The sequence below is a fragment of the Luteimonas abyssi genome (assembly GCF_001482195.1).
GTDB classification, from domain to species: Bacteria; Pseudomonadota; Gammaproteobacteria; order Xanthomonadales; family Xanthomonadaceae; genus Luteimonas; species Luteimonas abyssi.
Window position 1 is genome coordinate 2,336,315 of record NZ_KQ759763.1, and the last position, 22,943, is coordinate 2,359,257.

At 69.3% G+C, this 22,943-nt stretch carries 20 protein-coding genes; 6 read left to right on the top strand and 14 right to left on the bottom strand.

Annotated features, from left to right (window positions below):
• Positions 1–55 precede the first annotated feature (55 nt).
• Both RG19_RS09860 and RG19_RS09865 read left to right on the top strand, forming a co-directional pair.
• Positions 56–1,201: a glycosyltransferase family 4 protein gene (locus tag RG19_RS09860; RefSeq protein WP_058835124.1), complete on the top strand. Its 1,146-nt coding sequence runs from the start codon at positions 56–58 to the stop codon at positions 1,199–1,201.
• Positions 1,173–1,736 carry a phosphatase PAP2 family protein gene (locus RG19_RS09865; RefSeq protein ID WP_058835125.1) on the top strand — a complete coding sequence of 188 codons (564 nt, stop codon included), beginning with the start codon at positions 1,173–1,175 and terminating at the stop codon, positions 1,734–1,736. The genes RG19_RS09860 and RG19_RS09865 overlap by 29 nt, the downstream gene beginning before the upstream one ends.
• Before the next feature lie 36 nt (positions 1,737–1,772).
• On the opposite strand, the gene RG19_RS09870 is transcribed toward RG19_RS09865, so the two are convergent.
• The 5 genes from RG19_RS09870 to creB all read right to left on the bottom strand — a co-directional run bounded on the left by RG19_RS09870 (position 1,773) and on the right by creB (position 7,257).
• Positions 1,773–2,657 carry a carbon-nitrogen hydrolase family protein gene (locus RG19_RS09870; RefSeq protein WP_058835126.1) on the bottom strand — a complete coding sequence of 295 codons (885 nt, stop codon included), beginning with the start codon at positions 2,655–2,657 and terminating at the stop codon, positions 1,773–1,775.
• Positions 2,654–3,301 (bottom strand): hypothetical protein, encoded by a 648-nt coding sequence (locus tag RG19_RS09875; RefSeq protein WP_058836536.1) that lies wholly within the window; start codon positions 3,299–3,301, stop codon positions 2,654–2,656. The genes RG19_RS09870 and RG19_RS09875 overlap by 4 nt, the downstream gene beginning before the upstream one ends.
• A gap of 165 nt (positions 3,302–3,466) precedes the next feature.
• Positions 3,467–4,816 carry a cell envelope integrity protein CreD gene (gene creD, locus RG19_RS09880; protein WP_058835127.1) on the bottom strand — a complete coding sequence of 450 codons (1,350 nt, stop codon included), beginning with the start codon at positions 4,814–4,816 and terminating at the stop codon, positions 3,467–3,469.
• A 265-nt stretch (positions 4,817–5,081) separates the two neighbouring features.
• Positions 5,082–6,524 carry a two-component system sensor histidine kinase CreC gene (gene creC, locus RG19_RS09885; protein ID WP_058835128.1) on the bottom strand — a complete coding sequence of 481 codons (1,443 nt, stop codon included), beginning with the start codon at positions 6,522–6,524 and terminating at the stop codon, positions 5,082–5,084.
• Between the two features lies 1 nt (position 6,525).
• The gene (gene creB, locus RG19_RS09890) at positions 6,526–7,257 is read right to left on the bottom strand and encodes a two-component system response regulator CreB (RefSeq protein ID WP_274377959.1); all 732 of its coding nucleotides are present in this window, start codon (positions 7,255–7,257) and stop codon (positions 6,526–6,528) included.
• 32 nt (positions 7,258–7,289) lie between these two features.
• Between creB and RG19_RS09895 the strand changes: the two genes are divergently transcribed.
• From RG19_RS09895 to yjjG, 4 genes are all read left to right on the top strand, one after another.
• Positions 7,290–8,159, top strand: coding sequence for a 23S rRNA (adenine(2030)-N(6))-methyltransferase RlmJ (locus RG19_RS09895; RefSeq protein WP_058835129.1), 870 nt, complete (start codon positions 7,290–7,292; stop codon positions 8,157–8,159).
• A 56-nt stretch (positions 8,160–8,215) separates the two neighbouring features.
• Positions 8,216–8,749, top strand: coding sequence for a GNAT family N-acetyltransferase (locus RG19_RS09900; protein WP_058835130.1), 534 nt, complete (start codon positions 8,216–8,218; stop codon positions 8,747–8,749).
• 252 nt (positions 8,750–9,001) lie between these two features.
• Complete coding sequence (gene mfd / locus RG19_RS09905; RefSeq protein ID WP_058836538.1) at positions 9,002–12,502, top strand: transcription-repair coupling factor; 3,501 nt, start codon at positions 9,002–9,004, stop codon at positions 12,500–12,502.
• Between the two features lie 4 nt (positions 12,503–12,506).
• Positions 12,507–13,190 carry a pyrimidine 5'-nucleotidase gene (gene yjjG, locus RG19_RS09910; protein WP_058835131.1) on the top strand — a complete coding sequence of 228 codons (684 nt, stop codon included), beginning with the start codon at positions 12,507–12,509 and terminating at the stop codon, positions 13,188–13,190.
• A 68-nt stretch (positions 13,191–13,258) separates the two neighbouring features.
• Here yjjG and RG19_RS09915 read toward each other — a convergent pair whose 3' ends face one another.
• The 9 genes from RG19_RS09915 to RG19_RS09955 all read right to left on the bottom strand — a co-directional run bounded on the left by RG19_RS09915 (position 13,259) and on the right by RG19_RS09955 (position 22,713).
• Positions 13,259–13,564 carry a hypothetical protein gene (locus tag RG19_RS09915; RefSeq protein ID WP_058835132.1) on the bottom strand — a complete coding sequence of 102 codons (306 nt, stop codon included), beginning with the start codon at positions 13,562–13,564 and terminating at the stop codon, positions 13,259–13,261.
• Between the two features lie 58 nt (positions 13,565–13,622).
• Positions 13,623–14,090, bottom strand: a complete 468-nt coding sequence (locus RG19_RS09920) for an RDD family protein (RefSeq protein WP_058835133.1) — start codon at positions 14,088–14,090, stop codon at positions 13,623–13,625.
• Between the two features lie 91 nt (positions 14,091–14,181).
• Positions 14,182–15,351, bottom strand: coding sequence for a SecDF P1 head subdomain-containing protein (locus tag RG19_RS09925; RefSeq protein ID WP_058835134.1), 1,170 nt, complete (start codon positions 15,349–15,351; stop codon positions 14,182–14,184).
• A 234-nt stretch (positions 15,352–15,585) separates the two neighbouring features.
• Complete coding sequence (locus tag RG19_RS09930) at positions 15,586–16,575, bottom strand: helix-turn-helix domain-containing protein (RefSeq protein WP_058835135.1); 990 nt, start codon at positions 16,573–16,575, stop codon at positions 15,586–15,588.
• Between the two features lie 58 nt (positions 16,576–16,633).
• A complete protein-coding gene (locus RG19_RS09935) occupies positions 16,634–18,823 on the bottom strand; it encodes a xanthine dehydrogenase family protein molybdopterin-binding subunit (protein ID WP_202905330.1) in 2,190 nt (729 codons plus the stop codon).
• A gap of 83 nt (positions 18,824–18,906) precedes the next feature.
• Entirely contained in the window at positions 18,907–19,893 is a 987-nt protein-coding gene (locus tag RG19_RS09940; protein WP_058835137.1) for an FAD binding domain-containing protein, read from the bottom strand.
• Positions 19,890–20,393, bottom strand: a complete 504-nt coding sequence (locus RG19_RS09945) for a 2Fe-2S iron-sulfur cluster-binding protein (protein ID WP_058835138.1) — start codon at positions 20,391–20,393, stop codon at positions 19,890–19,892. The genes RG19_RS09940 and RG19_RS09945 overlap by 4 nt, the downstream gene beginning before the upstream one ends.
• 559 nt (positions 20,394–20,952) lie before the next feature.
• On the bottom strand, positions 20,953–21,408 hold the full coding sequence (locus tag RG19_RS09950) for a hypothetical protein (protein WP_058835139.1): 456 nt from the start codon (positions 21,406–21,408) through the stop codon (positions 20,953–20,955).
• Positions 21,409–22,089: 681 nt separating this feature from the next.
• Complete coding sequence (locus RG19_RS09955; RefSeq protein WP_058835140.1) at positions 22,090–22,713, bottom strand: SMI1/KNR4 family protein; 624 nt, start codon at positions 22,711–22,713, stop codon at positions 22,090–22,092.
• Between the last annotated feature and the right edge of the window lie 230 nt (positions 22,714–22,943).

A 22,943-nucleotide genomic window follows, 5' to 3' on the forward strand; every position in this document is an offset into this window, starting at 1 on the left:
GACACGATCGCGGCACATTCCGGTCGCAAGCTGCCGCCGTACTCAGGAGAACGCCATGCACTACACGCTGGTGACCGAGACGTGGCCCCCCGAAATCAATGGCGTCGCGTTGACCGTGCGCGATTTCGCCAAGGGGCTGCACACACGCGGCCATGCGGTGGATGTCGTCCGTCCGCGCCAGGTCGCCGATGCGACGGGCCACCCCGGGTCGGCCGACATGCTCGTGCGCAGCGGTAGCCTGCCGGGCTATCCCGGCCTGCGTTTCGGCTATCCCTCGGGCGGCGCATTGACGCGCCGCTGGCGCGCGCGGCGCCCGGATGCGGTCTACATCGCCACCGAAGGGCCGCTGGGCTGGTCGGCGTTGCGCGCGGCGCGCCGGTTGGGCATTCCGGTGGCGACCGGTCTGCACACCCGCTTCGATCTCTACATGCACGACTACGGGATCGCGCCGCTGGCGCCGGTCGCGCTGGGCTGGATGCGCCGCTTCCACAATGCCGCGGCCGCCACCCTTGTCCCAACGATGGCGCTGGCCGACGAACTGCGCGCGCAGGGCTTCCGCACGCTGCGCCGGCTGCCGCGTGCGGTCGATACGAAACGCTTCTCGCCGCACATGCGCAGCCGGGCGCTGCGCGATGCATGGGGGCTCGGTTCCGGCGACCTGGCGGTGATCCATGTCGGCCGGCTCGCCGCCGAGAAGAACCTGCCGCTGGCGATCGCCGCATTCCGCGCGATCCAGCAGCGGCATCCCACGGCGCGCATGGTCGTCGTCGGCGACGGCCCCTCGCGCGCAGGCCTCCAGCAGGACAATCCCGACATCGTGTTCTGCGGCATGCAGAAAGGACGAGCGCTCGCGCAGCATCTCGCCTCAGGGGATCTGTTCCTGTTTCCCAGCCGCACGGAGACCTTCGGCAACGTCGTGCTCGAGGCGATGGCCAGCGGGGTGCCGGTGGTCGCGTTCGACACCGGCGCGGCGCGCGAGCATCTCGTCGACGGCGCGCACGGCCACAGCGTCGAAGACGACGCCGGCTTCGTCGCCGCCTCGCTCGCGCTCGCCGGCGCACCTGAGACCTGCCGCGATATGGGCCTCGCGGCACGCCAGGCGACCCTGGCGCTGTCGCCGGCCACCGTGTGCGCCGATCTCGACCGCCTTCTCGCCGGACTGGGACGCCCCGATGCATCCGCCACCCTCGCCGCCGCCTGACTGGACCGCTCGCGACGCAGGCTGGTGCCTGCGCACCAACCGCTGGTGCGAGCGCGGCCCGGTCTTCGCCCTGTTCGCCTGCGTCAGTCGCCTGGGCGACGGCGTGTTCTGGTATCTGCTGATGGCCGGCCTGATCCTGACGGACGGCTGGGAAGGCCTGCGCGCCAGCGCCCACCTCGCCGCGACCGGGGTGGTCGCGCTCACCCTGTACAAGGGGCTCAAGCGCTGGACGCGCCGTCCGCGCCCGTGCGCCGCCGACACCCGGATCCGCGCCTGGGTGGCGCCGCTCGACGAGTTCAGCTTCCCGTCCGGACACACCCTGCACGCGGTCGCCTTCAGCGGCGTGGCGATCTGGCACCAACCCGCGCTGACCTGGTGGCTGCTGCCGTTCGCCACCGCAGTGGCCGCATCCCGCGTGATCCTCGGCCTGCACTACCCCAGCGACGTGCTGGCGGCCATCGCCATCGGCGGACTGCTGGCGACGATCTCCATCCTGCTCGGCCCGGCCGTCGCGATGGCGCTGGGACTGGCCTGATCCACCGCGCCCGCAATCGGGCGCGGACCGCCGGGGTCAGATCAGGCGCTCGACCCGCGCGGTGAGCAGGTCGGGAGCACGCTGACGCGCCCAGTCGCGATCGTTGGCGACCTGGGCGCGGGCACGGCTCGCGTCGAGCGCATCCACGTCCACATCCACCAGCGTCCAGCCATCCCGGCCTGCGCTGGTGGCGACGATGCCGTCGTCCGGCAGGCCGACATCCATCGGGGCGTACACCGTGGCATCGCCGGTATTGACGTCCAGCGCAGGACTCCACGGTGCGTCGCCGGCGGTCACCGCCTGGGCCACGAAGCAGCGATTCTCCAGCGCCCTGGCGAGGCAGCCGATCCTCACCCGGCCCGCGCCCGCGACGGTATCGGTGCAACTGGGCGTCAGGATCAGCCGCGCGCCGGCTTCCATCTGCGCGCGGACCGTCAGCGGAAACTCGATGTCGTAGCAGATGGCGACGCCGAAACGCAGGCCGCGGTACTCGAACACGCGCAATGCGTCACCACCCTCGATCGTGCCCACCTGCTTCTCGAAGCCGGTCAGTTGCAGCTTGTCCTGCCAGCCGTGCATGCCGTCGGGCGTGAAGACATCGGCCCGGTTACGGTAGCGTCCGCCTCCCCGGTCGAGCAGGAACGTTCCCGGCAGCACCAGCATGCCGGTCTCCACGGCGAGCGCGCGGTACAGCGCGATCCATGCCGTGCGCAACGCCTGGATGGCCGCGAGCGAGGCCGGTACATCGGCGCTCACCTCGACCGGAAACACACTCGCGAGCTCCAGCGACAGGAACTCGGGCAGTACCGCGATCTCGGCGCCGCGGTCGGCGGCGTCGCGCAGCCAGCCGCGCTGCGTTTCGGCGAACGCCGCGAAATCGGACGGCTTGCCGATCGGATACCGCGCCACCGCGACCTTCATCGCGGCGCCTCGTCCGACGCCGACGCCCCGTTCACCGGCCGCGTCCAGAACGTGAGCGTGTGGTCGCAGGCGCCCTGACCGATCTCGTCCCAGCCGAGCCGCATCCGCAGTTCGGGCCGGCGGACGTAGCCGCGCCCCGACCAGAACGCGTCGTGCCCGCGATGCCCCGCCGGCCGGCGCGGATCGGCAGGCTCGCGTTCGACCGCGGCGAAGGCCGTCGATGCGAACCGCCCGAGGCCACGTGCATGTGCCTCGCGCCGGTCGAAGAAGGCATGGCCGACGCCGCACCCGCGATAGCCCGGCAACAGCACGGATTCCCCGAAGTAGAAGACCCGCGCCACGTCTTCGCCGCAGGCGCGGAACGGTTGCTGGAACGCGTCGTCGTCGTCGGCCAGTGGGAGCCCCGTCGACGCCCCGACCACCTGCGCCCCGTCGAACGCCAGCACGAACACGCTGTCCGGCGACGCCGCGTAGGCGGCGAGGTACCTGCGCTCGTAGTCCATGTCGCCGGCGTAGAGATACGGCCAATCGCGAAAGACCGCGATGCGCAGGCGGGCGACATCGTCGAGCCGCGCCTGCAGATCCGCACCCTCGACGCAACGTACGTCGAGAGATGGCGCGATGGGGCTTGAAGGTGAATGCATCGGACGATTGTATCGACCGCGTGTCATGCGACCGTCGATGACGACGCGGCGCACGCACGCGGCACGCGCTGCGGATGCAGAAGGCTCTCGGGCCGAGGCACCGCTCGTCTTGCGCGGCCCTACCCCGGCGCGCCGCAGTCGCGGCACGCCGGGGCATCGGTGGCATCAGACGGTCGCGTCCCGCTCCCGCCCGGCGGGATCGGCCTGATCTGCACCCATCGCATACCAATCCACTCCGCGGGTGATCCACATCACCGCCGCCAGCACGCCGAACAGCAGCAACGCACCCAGCAGCAGCGCCGCATCCTCGGATACCAGCAATCCGTAGAGCGTGCCGTACAGCGCGGTCAGCAGTCCCGCGAACCCCCCGGCACGCAGACGGCTTCGCAGCACCCCGGCCAGATAGATCCACTGCAGCCCGATGCAGGCCAGCGCCGCCACCGCATAGGCCGCGGCGAACGGCAGGTGCTCGGACAACCCCAGCAACACCAGGAAGAACATCGCCAGCGCGAGCCCGACCAGCAGATACTGCAGCGGATGGATGGGCCAGCGGCGGATCAGCTCGAACAAGCCGAAGGCGAGGAACGTCAACAGCACGAACAGCAACCCGTACTTCGTCGCCCGGTCGACCTGTGTGTAGACATCCACCGGCTCCACCAGGCTCACCTTCACCGCATCGGGGGTCTCGCCGCTCTCGAACTGGGTCTGCGCGGCGGTCGCCAGGGCACTCAGCGACCAGTCGGCCCGAAAGCCCTCGGCACCGATTTCGCGCGCATTGGGCAGGAAGCGACCGCCGAACAGCGGATGCGGCCAGGCCGACGAGAGCTCGATGCGATTGGCATCGCCCAGCGGCACGATCTCCAGCGAGCGGGTGCCGTCGATCGTGCCCGCGAAGCGGACCCGCGCCAACGTCGGCAAGGTGCCCTGCCCGTCGTCGGCCAGCGGCGCGAGATCCGCACTGACGCCACGACTCCGTTCCTCCAGCGCGCGGAGCCCCGCCTGCAACCTCAGCGCGCGTCCGTCGAGCGACGCCTCGGGCGTTCCGACCAGGCCGCGCACGTCCTGCAGCCCGAAAGCGAGATACGGCGCTTCGTACGTCCGCCCGGGCACGGCCGCGTACGTCAGCGGCGCGAAGCTCGCCTCGACCTCGGCGTCCCAACTGTAGACCTGGACCCGGAACAGCCCGATACGCCGCTCCGCAGGCCGCAGCGCCCCGCCCACCTCCAGTTGTGCCGGCATCTGCAGCTGACGACCGCGCACCGTCCGCGTCGCCAGCCGCGGCACCCCGTCGGCGTCGACCTCGCGCACCTGCCGCACCTCCGTCCATGGCAACACCCGGACCGGCCCCAGCAGACGCTGCGGTCCGGCCTTGCTGTCGGCCACCCGCTGCACCGCTTCGGCGCGGTACCGTTCACGCTCGTGCACCACGCTGCGAATCAACGTCAGCGGCACCAGCAACGCCAGCACCAGCGCACCGATCACGCCGAACCGCAGGACCAGTCGAATCGATTTCATCCAGCAACGCCTCATCCGGGAATCCGTGCGCCACTCTGCGCGTCCTCGGTGAGCGCTCGTCGAAGTCCGTTTGAAGCGAGTGTGAAGTCGATTGCAGGACCCGGTTCGCATCCATCGCCGGCGATCTTCGGCAGGCGATCTCCGGCCGGCGACTGCCCGTCGCGCGTTTCGATGGACGCTGCACGTCCGGCGATCCGTTCCCGATCCCGTCGGTACGACGCAGCACTGGCTGCGCAGGCCGGCGACCGCACCCGCATCGGAACCGCTACCCCAATGGCAACGACAGCGTGGCGCGAGCGCCCCCACCCTCGCGGTTCTCCAGCCGCACCTGCCCACCGTGCAGACGCGCCACCTCGCGCACGAACGGCAGACCCAGCCCGGAACTGCGGCCGCCGCCGTCCGGACGCGGCAGCGAGTAGAACCGCTCGAACACGCGCGCGTGCGCGTAGTCGGGCACGCCGGTTCCGCGGTCCTCCACGACGACCCGCAGATCGCCACCGGCCACAGCCGCGGCCAGCACCACCTCGCCGTCCCTGGGCGAGAAGGCGGCGGCGTTTTCCAGCAGATTGCACAACGCCTGGCGCAGGAGGAACGGGTCGCCTTCGATCCGGCACCCCGCCGTGGCCCCCTCGCCTTCGCGTCGCAGGGCCACGGCGGCCCGGCGGAATACAGGCGCAACGGCATCCATCGCCTGCGTCAACAGCACGCCCACCTCGACCGGCCGCCGTTGCTGCAGCCAGCCGTGCTGCTCGACTTCGGCCAGCGCGAGCAAGTTGTCGATGGTCTCGGTCAACCGCTGCTGCTGCAGCAGGATATTGCCTGCGAAACGGGCGCGCTCGGGCTCCGGCAACGGGTCCTGCAGCAGCTCCGCGGCGCCGCGAATCGCCGCCAGCGGGCTCTTCATCTCGTGCGTCAGCGACTGTACGTACTGCTCGACGTAGGCCTTGCCCTCGAGCTTGCGACGCATCGCCTCCAGCGCGTTGCCGAGATCGCCGATCTCGTCGCGACGCGGCGCGGGCGGCGCTACCGGTTCGCCGCGGCTCACCGCCTGCGCATAGCGGTTGAGCCCGCCGAGGCCGCGCACCAGCCACCACGTCATCAGCACACCGACCAGCGCCGCGAAACCGATCAGCCACAACCCGCGCTGCAGGATGTTGCGCTGACTGGCGACGATGAACGGCTCGACGCTGCGGTTGGGCTGGGACAGGGTCAGCACGCCGATCAGTCGCTCGGGCGCGTCGGGCGCATAGATCGGCGCGGCGACGTGCATCACCGTGTCGTCGGCACCGTCGCCCTGCGGGCTGGAACGGGCGCCGTATTCGCCGCGCAGGGTGCGGTAGACATCGTTCCAGCGCGAATTGTCGCGCCCGAGGTCGCGGCCGTCGGAGGAGAACACCACCCTGCCCGTCGCGTCGGTGACGGTCACCGTCTGGTCCACGCCCTGTTTCGGAAATCCCCACACGTCGGCGCCCGGATCGCGTTGCTGGGCAAGCGTCAGCTGGCGGGCGAAACGGCCGTCGCCGATGCGACCGGCCTGCAAGTCGTCGGCCGCCAGTCCGGCCAGCAGGTTGGCCGAATCCACCAGTGTGGCTTCCAGCGCCTGGCGCACGCCCGGCTTCACCTCGCTGACGAACACGCGCATCACGAAGAACGCGGCGACGCCCACGATCAGGAAGAACGCCAGGAACAGCCGCAAGCCGATGCGCATCTCAGCCCGCGTCCTCGTCGATCGCGTAACCGAGTCCGCGGTGCGTCCGGATCGGATCGCGTTCGGCGCCGGCCGCGCGCAATTTCGCGCGCAGGGTCTTGATGTGGGTATCCACGGTGCGGTCGCCGCTGTCGCTGGTCCCATCCCAGCCGCGGTCCATCAACTGCGCACGGCTGAGGATCGCCCCCGGACGCTGCAACAACGCCGCCAGCAGCGCGTACTCGTAGCGGGTGAGCGGCAGCGCCACGTCGCGGTAGCGGATCCGCAGCCCCTGCGCATCGATGGCGAAGCGTCCTTGCACGCGCCAGCCATCGGCTGCAGTCCCCGCCCCCATGCGCCCCGCTTCCACGCTCCCAGGCATGCGGCGCAAACGGGCGCGCACGCGCGCGGCGAGCTCGCGCGGCGAAAAAGGTTTGGCCACATAGTCGTCCGCACCGAGTTCCAGGCCCAGCACGCGGTCGAACTCGTCGTCGCGCGCGGTCAGGAAGATCACCGGCACCTCGCTGAAACGACGCAGTCGCCGGCAGACCTCGAACCCGTCGATGTCCGGCAGGCCGACGTCCAGCACCACCAGGTCCGCGGCGCCCTCGCCGAGCACGGCCAGCGCCTCGCGCCCGAGCAGGCAGTGCCGCACGCGGTGCCCGTCGCGCCCCAGCGCATAGACCAGGGTGTCGGCGATGGCCTGTTCGTCCTCGACGACGAGAATGCGTGCAGCGGACATGGCGCGCAGTATGGCGCGCCGCGGGCCCGCGTACACTGCGCGCGATGAACTACCGCCACGCCTTCCATGCCGGCAACCATGCCGATGTCCTCAAGCACGTCGTCCTGCTCGCGCTGTGCGATGCGCTGACCGCCAAGCCCGCCGCCTGCTTCGCCCTCGACACCCACGCCGGCCAGGGCGTCTACCGCCTGCACGGCGATGCGGCGCGCAGGACCGGCGAGGCCGAGGGCGGCATCCTGCGCCTGCGCAACGCGCGCGACAGCGACCCGTTGCTGCAGCGCTACCTGCGCGCGGTCAACGTCTGCCGCGGCACCCACAGCGACGATGCCTATCCCGGCTCGCCGTGGCTGCTCGCGCACGCCCTGCGCGCGCAGGACCGCATCGCCTGTTGCGAGCTGCAGCCAGAAGAGGCGGCGGCGTTGAAGGCGGCCGTCGGCGGCGATCCGCGCATCGCCGTGCACGCACGCGACGGGTACGCCGCGGTGCGCGCCTTGCTGCCGCCACGCGACGGCGCCACGCGGATCCACCGCGGCCTGGTGCTGATCGATCCGCCCTACGAGCAACAGCTGGAGGAATTCACCCCGGCGCTGGCGGCGATCCGCGAGGGTCTGCAACGCTGGCCGCAGGCGACTTATGCCTTGTGGTACCCGATCAAACAGCGGCGCAGCCTGCAACGCACACTGCGTGCGGCGGCCGCGCTCGAGGCGCCGGGCGGCGTGCTGGTCTGCGAGCTCCTGGTCCGGCCGGACGACTCGCCCCTGCGGATGAACGGCAGCGGCATGCTGCTGGTCAATCCGCCCTGGCGGCTCGACACGACGCTCGAGCCGACGCTCGACGCCCTCGTGCCCCTGCTGGCCGAGCCTGGTCCGAGCCCGCCGCCCGCCCGGCTCGAATGGCTCCGTCCTGCGCGCTGACACCCTATTCAGCTTCTAGAAGGCGTATTCACCCGACTAGTGTCAGCATCCGTCGCATGGCCGCTCGCAACCGACTCCCGCCCTGGCACGATCAGATCCGACTGGCCAATGGCCGCGAACTTCTGATCCGCCCCGTCCGCCCCGACGACGCCGAACCGCTGCGAGCGGGCTTCGCGTTGCTCGGTCCCGAAGAGATCCGCCAGCGCTTCGTCGAGCCGCTGCCCGAGCTCACCGCCGAAATGGCCGACCGCCTGACCCGGCCGGACCCGAAAAGCGAATTCGCGCTGGTCGCAGCCGAACCGCTGCCACCCGGCGAGGCGGTGGTGGGTGGCGTGGCGCGCGTGGCGGTGATCCCCGGCACCCGCGATGGTCAGTTCACCATCCTGGTGAGCCGCTATATCGCCGGCCTGGGCGCGGGCCGCCAGCTGATGCGCCGCCTGGTGCGCTGGGCAAAGGGCAAGAAGCTGCAGCGGATGGTCGGCGAAGTACAGGAGAGCAACCAGCCGATGCTGGCACTGGCCGAATCGCTCGGTTTCCGTCGCGAACCCTCCGAGACGCCCGGCACCATCCGGCTGATCCTCGAACTCTGAGGCCAGTTCCGCGTTCTCTGCCGTCTTGGGGGCTGACCCCGCGCCGCACGCGCCCTGGAACCACGAGCCGTGTGCAGATCGCCTCTGCCTCCCGTCTCCCGCTCGCGGGAGAAGGTGTCCGCAGGGCGGATGAGGGCATTCGCGACACCGCCTGCCCCTCGCCGTCGGCACATCGAAACGCCGGCGCACTCGCGTCTGCACCGGCCCGCGTTCTCATCGCCTGCGAGCCGACCCGGTAGAATGGGCGGTTCGATGAAAGCCTCCGACGCCTCCATTCCGCCGCTGCCGCGGCGAGGACAGCAGCGCGCGTTCTGGCGCGCCCCCGCGGCCACCTCCGCACTCGCCTGGGCGCTGTTGCGCGCCGCCGACACCCATGGTCGGCCGTTGCTGGTGGTCGCCCGCGACAACCCGCACGCGCACCAGCTCGAGGCCGACCTGCACACGCTGGGCGCGCATCTGGACGTGCCGGTGCTGGTATTCCCGGATTGGGAAACCCTGCCCTACGACCAGTTCAGCCCGCACCCGGAGATCGTCTCCCAGCGCCTGGCCACGCTCAACCGCCTGCCGCAGCTCGACCGCGGCCTGGTGGTGGTGCCGGTGCAGACGCTCATGCAGCGCCTGCCGCCGGTGTCCTACATCGCCGGCCAGACCTTCGACATGCGCGTCGGCCAGCGCCTGGACCTGGACGCCGAGAAGCGCCGCCTGGAAGCCGCCGGCTACCGGCACGTGCCGCAGGTGCTGGACCCGGGCGACTTCGCCGTCCGCGGCGGCCTGCTCGACGTGTTCCCGATGGGCGCCGAGGCGCCGTACCGGATCGAGCTGTTCGACCAGGACATCGAGACCATCCGCAGCTTCGACCCCGAATCGCAGCGCTCGCTGGACAAGGTCGACGCCATCCGCATGCTGCCCGGCCGCGAAGTGCCGCTGGACGAGGCCGCCCGCGAACGCGCGATGGACGCCCTGGGCGAGCGCTTCGACATCGACCAGCGCCACAGCGCGCTGTTCCAGGACCTGAAATCCGGTTTGTCGCCGGCCGGCGTGGAGTACTACCTGCCGCTGTTCTTCGAGCCGCCGCGCGAGCGCTTCGGCGAGCGCGACGCCAGCGCCGCCACCGCGACGCTGTTCGACTATCTCCCCGACACCGCGCTGCCGGTGCTCGCCCCGGGGGCCGGCCAGGCCGCCGAGACGTTCTGGGCGCAGATCGCCGACCGCCACGAGCAGCGCCGCCACGATATCGAGCGCCCGCTGCTGCCGCCGGCCGAACTGTGGCTGCCGCCGGACGCGCTGCGCGAGCGCCTCAACCAGGGCGAACGCATCGAGGTGCTGGCCGACAGCGCCCACGCCCAGTACGAGCAGGCCGCGCCGCTGGGCGACCAGCCCGCCCCCGACGTGCCGATGTCCACCCGCGAGGCCGACGGCGCCGCCGCACTGAAATCCTTCCTCGCCAGCTACGCCGGCCGCGTGCTGCTGGCCGCCGACAGCGCCGGTCGCCGCGAGGCGCTGATCGACATGCTGGCGCCGGCCGGCCTGCAACCCGAGACGCTGGCCGACGTCGGCGCCTTCTTCGACGGCGATGCGCGCTTCGCCGTGGCGGTGGCGCCGCTGGACAACGGCTTCGCCCTGGACGCCCCGCAGGTCGCCCTGCTCACCGAGCGCCAGTTGTTCCCCGAGCGCGCCACCCAGCCGCGCCGTGCGCGCCGTGCCGGGCGTGAACCCGAAGCGATCATTCGCGACCTCGGCGAACTCTCCGAGGGCGCGCCGATCGTTCACGAGGACCACGGCGTGGGTCGCTACCGCGGGCTCGTGGTGCTGGAGGCCGGCGGCCAGCCGGCCGAATACCTGGAGATCGAGTACGCCAAGGGCGACCGCCTGTACGTGCCGGTCGCGCAGTTGCACTTGATCAACCGCTACTCCGGCGCCTCGCCGGAAACCGCGCCGCTGCACTCGCTGGGCGGCGAGGCCTGGACCAAAGCCAAGAAGAAGGCCGCCGAGAAGGTCCGCGACGTGGCCGCCGAGCTGCTGGAGATCCAAGCCAAGCGCGCCGCACGCGCCGGCCTCGCGCTCGACGTGGACCGCGCGATGTACGAGCCGTTCGCCGCCGCGTTCCCGTTCGAGGAAACCCCGGACCAGCACGCATCCATCGAGGCCGTCATCCGCGATCTCGCCTCCAGCCAGCCGATGGACCGCGTGGTCTGCGGCGACGTCGGCTTCGGCAAGACCGAAGTCGCCGTGCGCGCGGCGTTCGTCGCCGCCACCGCCGGCAAGCAGGTCGCGGTGCTGGTGCCGACCACCCTGCTGGCCGAGCAGCACTTCCGCAACTTCCGCGACCGCTTCGCCGACTGGCCGATCAAGGTGGAGGTGCTGTCGCGCTTCAAGTCCACCAAGGAGATCAAGGCGGAACTGGAGAAGGTCGCGCGCGGCGAGATCGACGTGATCGTCGGCACCCACCGCCTGCTGCAGCCGGACGTGAAGTTCCGCGACCTCGGCCTGGTGATCGTGGACGAGGAGCAGCGTTTCGGCGTGCGCCAGAAGGAGGCGTTGAAGGCGCTGCGCGCCAACGTGCACCTGCTCACCCTCACCGCCACCCCGATCCCGCGCACGCTCAACATGGCGATGGCCGGCATCCGCGACCTCTCCATCATCGCCACCCCGCCCGCGCATCGCCTCGCGGTGCAGACCTTCGTCACCCAGTGGGACGGCGCGCTGCTGCGCGAGGCCTTCCAGCGCGAGCTCGCCCGCGGCGGCCAGTTGTACTTCCTGCACAACGACGTGGAGAGCATCGGCCGCATGCAGCGCGAGCTGCAGGAACTGGTGCCCGAGGCGCGCATCGGCATCGCCCACGGGCAGATGCCCGAACGCGAGCTGGAAAAGGTGATGGTGGATTTCCACAAGCAACGCTTCAACGTGCTGCTGTCGACCACGATCATCGAATCCGGCATCGACATCCCCAACGCCAACACCATCGTCATCAACCGCGCCGACCGCTTCGGCCTGGCCCAGTTGCATCAGTTGCGCGGCCGCGTCGGCCGCTCGCACCACCGCGCCTACGCCTACCTGCTGGTGCCGGACAAGCGTGCGATCACCAGCGACGCGCAGAAGCGGCTGGAGGCGATCGCCTCGATGGACGAGCTCGGCGCCGGCTTCACCCTGGCCACCCATGATCTCGAGATCCGCGGCGCCGGCGAACTGCTCGGCGAGGACCAGAGCGGGCAGATGGCCGAGGTCGGCTTCAGCCTGTACACCGAACTGCTGGAGCGCGCGGTGCGCTCGATCCGCCACGGCCACCTGCCCGATGCCGACGAACCCGAATCGCGCGGCGCCGAGGTGGAACTGCACGTGCCCGCGCTGATCCCCGAGGACTACCTGCCCGACGTCCACACCCGCCTGACCCTGTACAAGCGCGTCAGCGGCGCCGCCGACAGCGCCACCCTGCGCGAACTGCAGGTGGAGATGATCGACCGCTTCGGCTTGCTGCCCGACCCCGCCAAGCACCTGTTCGCCGTGGCCGAGCTCAAACTGCAGGCCACCGCCCTGGGCATCCGCAAAATCGACCTGGGCGAGAACGGCGGCCGCGTGCTGTTCGAGGCCAAGCCGCGCATCGACCCGATGGCGCTGATCCAGCTGATCCAGAAGCAGCCGAAGCTGTACGCGATGGACGGCCCCGACAAGCTGCGGGTGAAACTGCCGCTGCCGGAAGGCGCGGACCGTTTCAACGCCGCACGTGGGCTGCTGGCGACGCTGGGACAGAGCTGACCCAATGTCTTTCGCCTACGACTGGGTGTTGTTCGACGCCGACGACACCCTGTTCCACTTCGATGCCCCGCTCGGCCTGCGCACCACCTTCGCCCGCCACGGCATCGACTTCGGCGAGGCCGAGTACGCCGCCTACCAGGCCATCAATCGCCCGCTGTGGGTGGATTACCAGCACGGCCGCATCACCGCCACCGAACTCAAGCGCCGACGCTTCCACGACTGGGCCGCGCGCATCGGCATCCACCCGGACGAGCTCAACGCGCACTTCCTCGCCAGCATGGTGGCGGCCTGCCCGCCGCTCGACGGCGTGCCCGCCCTGCTCGACGCCCTGCGCGGCCGAGCGCGGTTGGGCATCATCACCAATGGTTTCGTCGACCTGCAGGAAGCCCGCCTGCAACACACCGGCCTGCGCGACCGCTTCGACGTGCTGGTGATCTCCGAACAGGTCGGCAAGGCCAAGCCCCACCCCGACATCTTCAAACACGCCCTGCGCGAGATGGGCGAACCGGCGCCCGCCCGCGTGCTGATGGTCGGCGACAACCCGCATTCCGACATCGCGGGCGCGCACGCGATGGGCTTCGATACCTGCTGGTACAACCCGGCCGCGCTGCCGCGGCCGGAGGGGATCATCACTCGCTATGAGGTGGTATCACACGAGGCATTGCGGGGATTGTTGACGGCAGACTGAGCACTCGGATCCATCGCCCGAGATGACGGCGCTCATCGCGTGACCATTCACCAATCCCAGTCACCTGCTCACACCACACGCTCGAACGTACGCCCGAGCCAGACATCCTCACTGCTCGAGTCCCAGCGACTCCAGTCACCGCCTGTCCCTATCAGCGACGTCGCCGCGGCGAACATGACCAGCAACAGCAGGAGAACCAGCACCCCGAGCACGAGCCCGGCCTGCGCACGTGGGCGCTTCCGGTCGAGAATGCCGGTCACCACGGCAACGACCGCCAGCATTTCCGCGGAGAAGACCGACCCCATCCCGAGCAAGGTGAGGCACAGCATCACTGCGGACAGAACACCCGCGACCAGCGAGACCGTCGGCATCATGCGATCTCTCCAACGCGCACACGCTGCCCGTCACGAGACATCGCGCTGATACGGACCGTCATGACCCGAACCTCACCGGCGCCGCACCTTCCCGCTGCGGGCGGACGACCAGGGTGCCGGCCATCTTGTCGTGCCAGCCCTGCTTGCGCGGGTCGAACGCCACCCAGATAAGCCCCAGGCACAGCGGCAGCATCGCCGGGATGTAGGCCAGATAGCGGCCGATCGCCTGGCCGACCGAGATCGGTCCGCCGGTCTTCGCATCGACGACCCGTGCGGCGATCACCATCTTGCCGGGGGTCGCCTGCTTGCGAAGCCAGAACAGGATCACCGCCACCGTGGGCAAGACCCAGGTGATCAATACATCGGCCGGGCCTGCGACGAGCGGGCCTTCGATGTCGGTGAAGTAGCCGGTGCCGTAGATCCACAACAGCAATGGCGTGGTGACGATCATGGCGATGATCGTGTCGATGGCGGCTGCGCCGACACGCGCCCAGAACCCGACGTACTCGAATGCTTCCTGTTGCATGAGCGACCTCCTGGCTGTGATTCGAATGAGACCCCGGCGTTCTTCGACCTGCCCGCACGCACGCGTCCGGGAGTCAGCCGGCCCGCCACGCTCACTCGTGCATGGACACGACGAGCGCCTGCACCTCGCCTGCCGTGCCGATACCGGCCACCATCAATTCGCCGCCCGCGATTTCGGACTGGATCGTCGCGAGGCTGATGACCTCGCCGTTCGCCACCAGCGCCATCTCGCCTCCGAGGTTCGCCGCCGTGGCATCGGCCAGGCGCTGCGCGCCGTCGCGGCTCAGCGTCATCACCAGGACCGGTCCGCCCTCCCCGTACGTGGCCCGCACCTGGCGGATGTGGTCCGCGGAAACGACCGGCTCCGGTCGTAGCGACACGGTCGTCTCACCGGGCGAGTGCCAGGACGGCATATCGGCGTGAGATGTCCGCAAGGGCAGGACGAGCGCATCCGGCCCGGCCGGGGGGGCGGCCAGATGCAGCGCCACGCTGGGATGGATGCGGGGCCCGCTGTCCGCGTCGAACAGGCCCAGGGGAGCGAACAGCATCAGGCCCAGCGTCACCGCCAGCACGCCGAGCGCGCCGTAGCGCCAGCGCCGTGCCTCGCGGCGTGCGCCGTCGTCCGGCGATGCCGGACGCTCGAAGCGGTCGAGGCGATGACCGGCGTCCCCCGCCTGCCACGCGCGTGGCGCCTTCCCATGCCGCATGACGATCGCCTGGACGACGGCGCCCGCCACCATCAAGACCCCGGCGAAGACCGCGAACACCAGCCCCGCCTGGCCGTTCTGTCGGAACGCGAAGAATGCCGCCACGAATGCGCACAGCCCTCCGCCGCCCATCAGCGCCGCCACCACCAGCGGGAGTCGCCCGGCCGCGACCGTCGCCGCCGGCGCGCCTTCGGTGGCCAGCGCCAGTGCGTGCTGGGCATCCATGGCCGTGACCTCCGCGGCCTGCCAGTAGCCCTTCGAGCGCAGCACCCACGCCCTCAGGCGGTTGCCGCGCATCGCGACCACCATCCACCCCACCAGGCACAGCGCGGTCACCACGTACGTCAGCGTCGACTCCGCGCGGGGGAACGCCGTCGCCAGCAGCCATTCGAGGAGCGACACCGTCACCACCACGGCGAGCACGACCAGCAATGGCGTCCACAGCCGCTTGAACAGCAACCAGAAGAACCCGAAGAAGAACGCCGGCCAGGACGGCCCGACCTTGACCGCCTCGTCCGGACGGGTGTCGTGCCGATAGATGCGAAATGTCTGCATGCATCCTTCCTGGACGGGCCATCGTCTCCGCGGACGACGGCATGTTGTGTACGGATCCGGCCTGCGCCGTGCCGCTATTCTGGCATCACCGGCACCGATTCGTGGCATGCCGTCGCCGCAGGCACAGATCCCCGGCCGGCGTGATCCTGTCGCCGGACCGGCCGCGACGCCAGCCGATGCACTCCGTTGTGATGCCTCCAGCCCTACCGACGCGGCCTGGTACGACGCCTCGCGCTACGATGTGGAGGCGCACGACGTGTCGCGGCGCTTGCGAGTGGAGGACGGGGCGCGGACCACATCCACCGACGCGCCGAACGCCGCCCTGCGCAGATCGGTGGGCGTCGCGCCGCAATGCGCGACGAAGGCGGCCGTGAAGCGCGAAGGCGACGCATACCCGCACAGGCGCGCGACTTCGGCGACGGCATGATCGGTCGCGGTGAGCAGGTGACGCGCATGCTCCATGCGCAGCCGGGTCAGATAGGCGACCGGCGTCCGCCCGGTCTTGTGTTTGAACAGGCGGATGAAGTGGAACGGGCTGACGCATGCTTCCGCGGCCAGATCGTCCAACGTCAGCGGCCTGTCCAGCCCAGCGGTCATGAACTCGATCACCCGCGCCACGCGCCGGTCCCCGAGCGGTCCCGGCAGCAGCGACGACGTGCTGCGCGCCGGATGCGGCGCGAAGTCCATGACCAGATGGAGGGCGAGCCAGTGCGCCGCCGCCTGGGCGTACAGGTCCGGCGCGCCGTGGCCGAGCTGGCTCACCAGCGAACGCACCATCGCGGTGACGGCGACTTCGGGCCTCATGACGGGCGCGTCGGGAAGACACGCCGGACGCCCCGCTCTGCGCAACTCATCGGCCGCTTCGTGCACGAGCTGCTCGGGAAGGTAGAGATGGACGCTGCGGAACACCCGGCCGCCGGACGCGCGCCAGAGCCTCACGGCGCCCCCCGACCCGTCAGGCGCCAGGCGCACGACTCCCGGCTCGTGCAGCGTCCGACGCCACCGCCCGTCGACCTTGATGTCGAGCTCGAAGCAGCTCTCGAGCGAGACGATCAGCTTCCGGTCGGGGGTCGATCGGGTGGTGAACGCCTCCTGCACGCCGCCGCCCCGGTGCTGGTCCAGGAGAAGCGATGTCCAGCCCGCGTCGCGGCTCGAGAGATCCAATGGCTGCGGCAAGGCATCCGCGCACTGGTAGGTCTCTTTGTCGATTTCGTAGCGAACCATCAGTCAGTTTGCATGCACGGCATCGCCACCGAGGATAGTCGGTTCCGCACAGGGCCCGTCAACGCATGATCTTGTCGAGCGTGAGCGGCAGATCGCGGATTCGCCGCCCGGTGGCGTTGTAGATCGCGTTCGCCACGGCGGCGCCGACGCCGGTGATCGAGATTTCGCCGATCCCTCGCGCGCCGAGCGGCGCGAACGCGTCGGGCACATCGCTCCAGATCACGTCGATCTCGGGCACGTCGAGGTGCACCGGGATGTGATATTCGCCGAGCGAGGGGTTCATGATCCGGCCGTAACGCGGATCGAACTGCACCTCCTCCATCAGCGCCAGCCCGAGCCCCATGATGATGCCGCCGCGGAACTGGCTGGCCGCGGTCCTGGCGTTGAGGATGCGGCCGCAATCGAAGGCGCCCACGAACCGCGTCACCCGCGTCTCGCCCGTGCCTTCGTGGACACAGACTTCGCAGAACTGCGCGCCGTATGAATGCATCGAACGGGCTTCGAGTTCTCCCGGCGCAGCGCCGACACCTTCGACCGCGATCTGGTCCATACCGGCTCTCGCCAGGATCGCCGCGAACGTCTCGAACCGGGTGTCGTCGCCGACCCGACCCAGCCCCGCGGCCCGGAACTCGGCGTCGTCCGCCTGCAGTCCGGCCAGTGGCGAGGCATCGCCGGCGAGGCGCAGCAGCGCATCTTTCAGTTTTCCGGCGGCATCCATCACCGCGGCCAGCAGCGACACCGTCTGCGCCGAGCCGCCTGCCGCCGGCCCGGCTGGAAGCCGCGAATCTCCGTATTCGAAGGCGACGGCCGACACCGGCAGACCGAAGCGTTCCGCCGCATGCTGGACCTGGACCGTCACCGTGCCCATCCCCATTTCGTGCGCGGACGACCGCAGCGTCAGGCATCCGTCGACACCGAGCACCACGCCGACCTGCGCACCGGGCGCCCTGATATACGGATAGTAGGCCGTCGCCATGCCGTGGCCGATCCGCCACCGGCCGTCGCGATGACGACCCGGCTCGGCCGAGCGCTGCGACCAGCCGAAACGCTCCGCGCCCCTGTCGTACATCTCGACCAGGCGCCGCGAAGAGAATGCCAACCCGCTGGAGGGGTCTCGTGGCGGTTCGTTGCGCTTGCGCAACGCGATCGGATCGATACCGATCTTTGCGGCCAGCTCGTCGAGCGCGCTTTCCAGTGCGAACGTCCCGGTAGCCTCACCGGGCGCGCGCATCGGGGCGGGTGGCATCATGTGGAGCGGCACGACCCGCTGCTCGATCTTCACCGTCTCCGATGCGTAGAGATGTCGCGCGGGAAAGCTGAACTGCTCGGGCCAGGTCGAATGCATGGCATTGGCGACGGTCCCGGTGTGGATGAGTGCGGTGAGCCTCCCCTCCTCGTCGGCGCCCAGCGCCACGCGCTGTCGCGTCTCGGTACGCCCCCCGGTAAAGCGGGACACATCCTCCCGGCTCAGCAGCATGCGAAGCGGTCGCTGCAACGCGCGCGCACCCGCGATGGCCAGGATCTGATGGTCCCAGAGCACCTTGCCGCCGAAGGCGCCGCCGACGAACGGTGACACCACATGCAGCGCGTCGTCCTCGAGATCGAACATCTTGACCAGCGCCTTCCGGCTCGCGCCGATCAGCTGGCTCGCGTCATGCAACACCATCTGCGTACCCCGCCAGACTACGGTGCACGCATGGATCTCGATCGCCGAGTGCGCCATTCGCGGCGATCGGTAATCGGCATCGATCGAATAGGCCGATGCGTCGAGCATCGCCTCGGCATCGCCCTGCGCAAGGCACGCCGGCTCGCCCAGCACACTGTCGGGCGGCTCGGCTTCGTGCAGCAGCGCGTCGAGATCGGTCCGGCCGTCTTCGATCGCGTATTCGGCGACCACCAAGCGGCTGGCGTACTCCGCCTGCTCGAGCGTCTCGGCCACCACCATCGCGATCGGCTGACCATTCCAGTCGATCCGGTCGCCCTGCAACGGCGGGACCGGGTTGAAGGCCGCCCCGTCGACGGGATTCTCCACGAACAGGTCCGGTCGGCCGAGGGTGGGCGCATTCTCATGCGTCATCACCAGCAGCACGCCCGGTGCGCGCCTGGCTGCGTCGACATCCAGTGCCACGATCCGTCCGGCGGCGATCGTGGACGTCGCCAGGAAGGCGTAGCACATGCCCTCGGGCCGGGTCTCGGCAGTGAAAACGGCGGTACCGGATGTCTTAAGCGGCCCATCCAACCTGGACATCGGCGCGCCCAACGCACCCTGACGCGTTCGCAGGCCATCCGGCGTTTTGCCGGGTTCCCATCGTTCGACGACCGGGACACCGCTCATGCCGACCTCCCGGCCACATCCTCGAGCGTGGCGACGAGGGTGCGCTTCGCCAGCTCGATTTTGAATCCATTCTGCGTCTGCGCCTGGGCCTGCTCGAGCTCGGCAGCGGCCGCCGCCTCGAAAGCCTCGCGTGTGGGTGCACGACCGGACAACGCCGCTTCGGCAGCCTCACAACGCCACGGGCGATGGGCAACGCCGCCAAGAGCGAGCCGCACCTCCAGGATCGTGCCGCGCTCCACGCGCATGATCGCCGCGACCGACACCAGCGCGAACGCATAGCTCGCCCGGTCGCGAACCTTTCGATACAACGACGCCGACCCGGCCGGCGCGGCCGGAAGCTCGACCGCTTCGATCAGCTCGCCCGGCCTGAGATTCGTCTCGACGTCCGGCGTCGCCCCGGGCAGACGGTGCAAGTCACGGAGCCCGATGACGCGCGATCCTGCAACCGACCGCAAATGCACGCGTGCATCGAGCGCGGCCAGCGCGACACACATGTCGGATGGATGCGTGGCGATGCAGGACGAGGAAGCCCCAAGAATGGCGTGGGCGCGGTTGAGCCCCTCGATCGCGTCGCATCCGCTGTCGGGCGTGCGCTTGTTGCACCGTCTCGAGCTGTCGTAGAAATAGGCGCAGCGCGTGCGTTGCAGAATATTTCCACCCACGGTGGCCATATTCCTTATCTGGGCCGACGCGCCAGACAGGATCGCCTGTGCCAGCACCGGATAATGCTGGCGGATGACCGCGGAGCCGGCGACCGTCGTATTGCTTGCGCCGGCGCCGATCAAGACGGTGCCGTCCTCCCGCGCATCGATGCTGTCCGGCAGCGCGCGCACGTCGATGAGCGCGGGCGCGCGTTCGACGTTCTCGCGCATGAGGTCGACGAGATTGGTACCACCGCCGAGATACTTCGCCGCTGGCGTCGCAGCTTGCGCGCGTAACGCATCAGCGACGCTCGTCGCCCTCGTGTAGGAAAAATCGATCACAGCGCACCTCCGTACACCTCAGCGATGGCGTCGACGATGCCGTTATGGGCACCGCACCGGCACAGGTTGCCGCTCATCCGTTCGCGGATCTCGAGCTTCGACAGCGGCGCCGCACTCGCGCGCATGTCCTGGCTCTCGAAGCTCGGCAACCCCTCGCCCGCCTCGGCCGCCATGCCGATCGCCGAGCAGATCTGCCCCGGCGTGCAGTACCCGCACTGGAAACCGTCGTGGGCCATGAAAGCGGCTTGAAGCGGATGGGGTGCGTCGGCCGTGCCGATCCCTTCGATCGTGGTGATGGCGACGCCCTCGTACTGGACCGCGAGTGCCAGACAGGCATTGATCCGCTTGCCGTCGGCGAGCACGGTGCAGGCACCGCACGCACCTTGATTGCACCCCTTCTTGGTCCCGGTCAGCCCGACATGCTCGCGCAGCAGATCCAGCAGGGACGTTCTGGGCTCGCATTCCACCGACACCTCTTTCTGGTTGATCACGAAGTTCAAACCGTCTCTCCCTCTGTTTGCGCGAAGGCGTGCCGCCCCGCCCAAGGCGACCCGGAGGGCCGTTTTTCGAAACAGCCGCACCCTGACTTGCCTGATCCTATGCGTTAGATGCCGCCCGGAAACCCTCACATCCCCGCAAGGCCGCGGGATGGGCAATCAGCGAACGACAGAGCGCAACCTGCGCACGGGGAAACGTCACCTGCGCGAGCAATCGGCCCGACATGTGCAACGCGAGCAACGCATTTCAACGCACAGCGAGCTCGACGAGTGCCGGGCACGAACCCTCATCCGGCGGAGCTGCGCAAGCATCGCCCCACTCTCCACGATCATGTCGCCCGGGCGCGACGACCATTCGCCTCGGCGAGCCTGGTGTGGGGCGTCGGCACATCCGCGGCGAACATAGACGATGCTCTGCACTGCAGGTGATACGGACCACCTGTCCAGGCGGTCGCGCCTCAGGCCTGGATCTCCCGACACCTGCACCTGTCGAGCGTCACTTGGCACGTGCGTCGCGTTCTCTCCGGGCGGCGACCGGCTCAGGTTCCAGCCCGACGCCGGCTTACCCGGGCACCGCGCCGAGACACCCGGCCCCGGCATCGAGCGTGGGCGGCTCGTAGTGCACGGCGACCGCCAGCGAAGCGGCATCGTAGCGGGTGACCAGCAATCGTTGGCTGGCGAGGTACGTTCCGCGCAACGCGCGGTCTTCCAGGCAGATGACGAGATCCTCGATGCCGTCGCGGTTGAAGTCGCCCCGGCCGACGATCGTCAGGCGGCGGAGCCAGTCGGGCTCGCGCACCTCGAAAGCGTCGTCGGTCACCTCAGTGGGCGGTGGCGAGATCTGGGCGAATGTGCGCTGTTCCAGGCTGCGTTTCGGCCCCAGCGAACTGCGAAAGGTGGCGACATCGAGGTGGTCGAACAGGAACCGGGGCACGTCGTGGACAGGGAAGTACGATGTCGCCCCGTCTACGGCATGGGCCGCGCCGGTCGCCAGCAGCAACGGGACGATGGCAGCCACCGCGCGCCTCCGCGCCGGGGACTCGCGATACCGTGCAGAATCCTTCGCTCCGTAGCTGGGCACGCGGACACCTTCCTGCCTCGACACTCCAGCGGCCACGGTACACATTCCGGTGCCCGCGCCGCCATCGCATCGATGCCTCCCTCGCCGCCGCGACCGCAGCGGCGCCCACGCCGATGCTGCGATCGTGGGTCACCAGAAGGCCGAACGCCCCGCACGCATGCGAGCCCTGCCGCCGAAAGCGGCGTCGGCGGAGCTGTCAGGCGGGTCCAACGGCGATGACCGCATCCGAACGGGCCGGCACATCACGTTGTTCGACCTGGCGCCGGCTGGAGAGGCACGCCACGCCACACCGCTCAGGAGGGCGGTCAGGTTCGTTCCGCGACGACGTGCAGCTCATCGTGGAGTTCGGTATGCGACAGATACTCCGGGCTCACGTTGAGAAGAGGCCTGCCCTTCGAGTTCCCCCGCAGCCCGAAGCGCTTGTCGCTCGATTGATCCATTTTTCCCGGCCGATGAACTGCCTGGCCTGCGAAATCTGGAGCTCCGTTTGGATCACCGCTTCAAAAAAGCAGATTTCCGCCACGCGCGTCGAGGATTGCCTGAGCGGCACTATGCGGATACAGCATGCCCACCGCCTTGAGCTCCCCACGGAGTTATCGACCTGCCGCCCAGGATGCGTCAGCTTTTCGCCACTTGGGCAGCGTATTGCCACGTCGGGGAGTTGTACCAGTTCTCGACGTCGATATCACGAGCTGGCTGAAGCCATTCGACGCCTTCTTCGAGCGCGTCTTCTTGGAGCGAGTAGCGACCCGCGAAAAGGTCGTCTCCGAAGTTCTGAAGATAGTCCGAGACGGAGTCCGCCAGTTTAAGGGCCACGCCCGACTCACTGTCCACGAAAATGATCTGGCCAACGTCACCCCCGTCCACCGGGCTCAAGTCGACGAGGATCTTGCAACGCCCGCTGTCATGGCCGATCTCCAGACGCCGCCGCCCGAAACTGTACCCCTCGGCGATCCCGTGATCGGCAAATACCATCGGATGACCGTCACCCTCTCGGGGGAGGGCGCTGAGTCTCGCCAAGAGAGTGTCGATATCTGTGAAGACGAGTCCATAGGCGAAGTTCGCGATGCCCTCGGGATCGTTTCCAGCCGTCGCCCGATAGAGCTGAAGAAGATCGAACGGCAGTGGCTCTCCGACCACCGCCTCCAATTCCTCCAACTGCGCAGCACTCGCGGCAGGAAGCAACGATCTTTCCACGAGCGGCGCCTGAGCCCTGAGGAGGGAGCGAATTCTGTCAATCATCCTGGAGACCTATTGGCTTTGCTTCGAGCGAGCTAACGCCGAAGTGAAGTCGCGCCGCGAAGCGGCGTCGGTTCGAATGACTTGTTAGGCCTCGCGGGTGAACAAAGTTAAGTGCAACACCCACGCATGATCGGCGATCCGCCCCCCACCACCCGGTCGCGACCCCACGACCCGCTTGGCACATCGCCAGGGTCGGCCCCCGCCACTGGCAGGCGGCCCCCAGCCCCCCC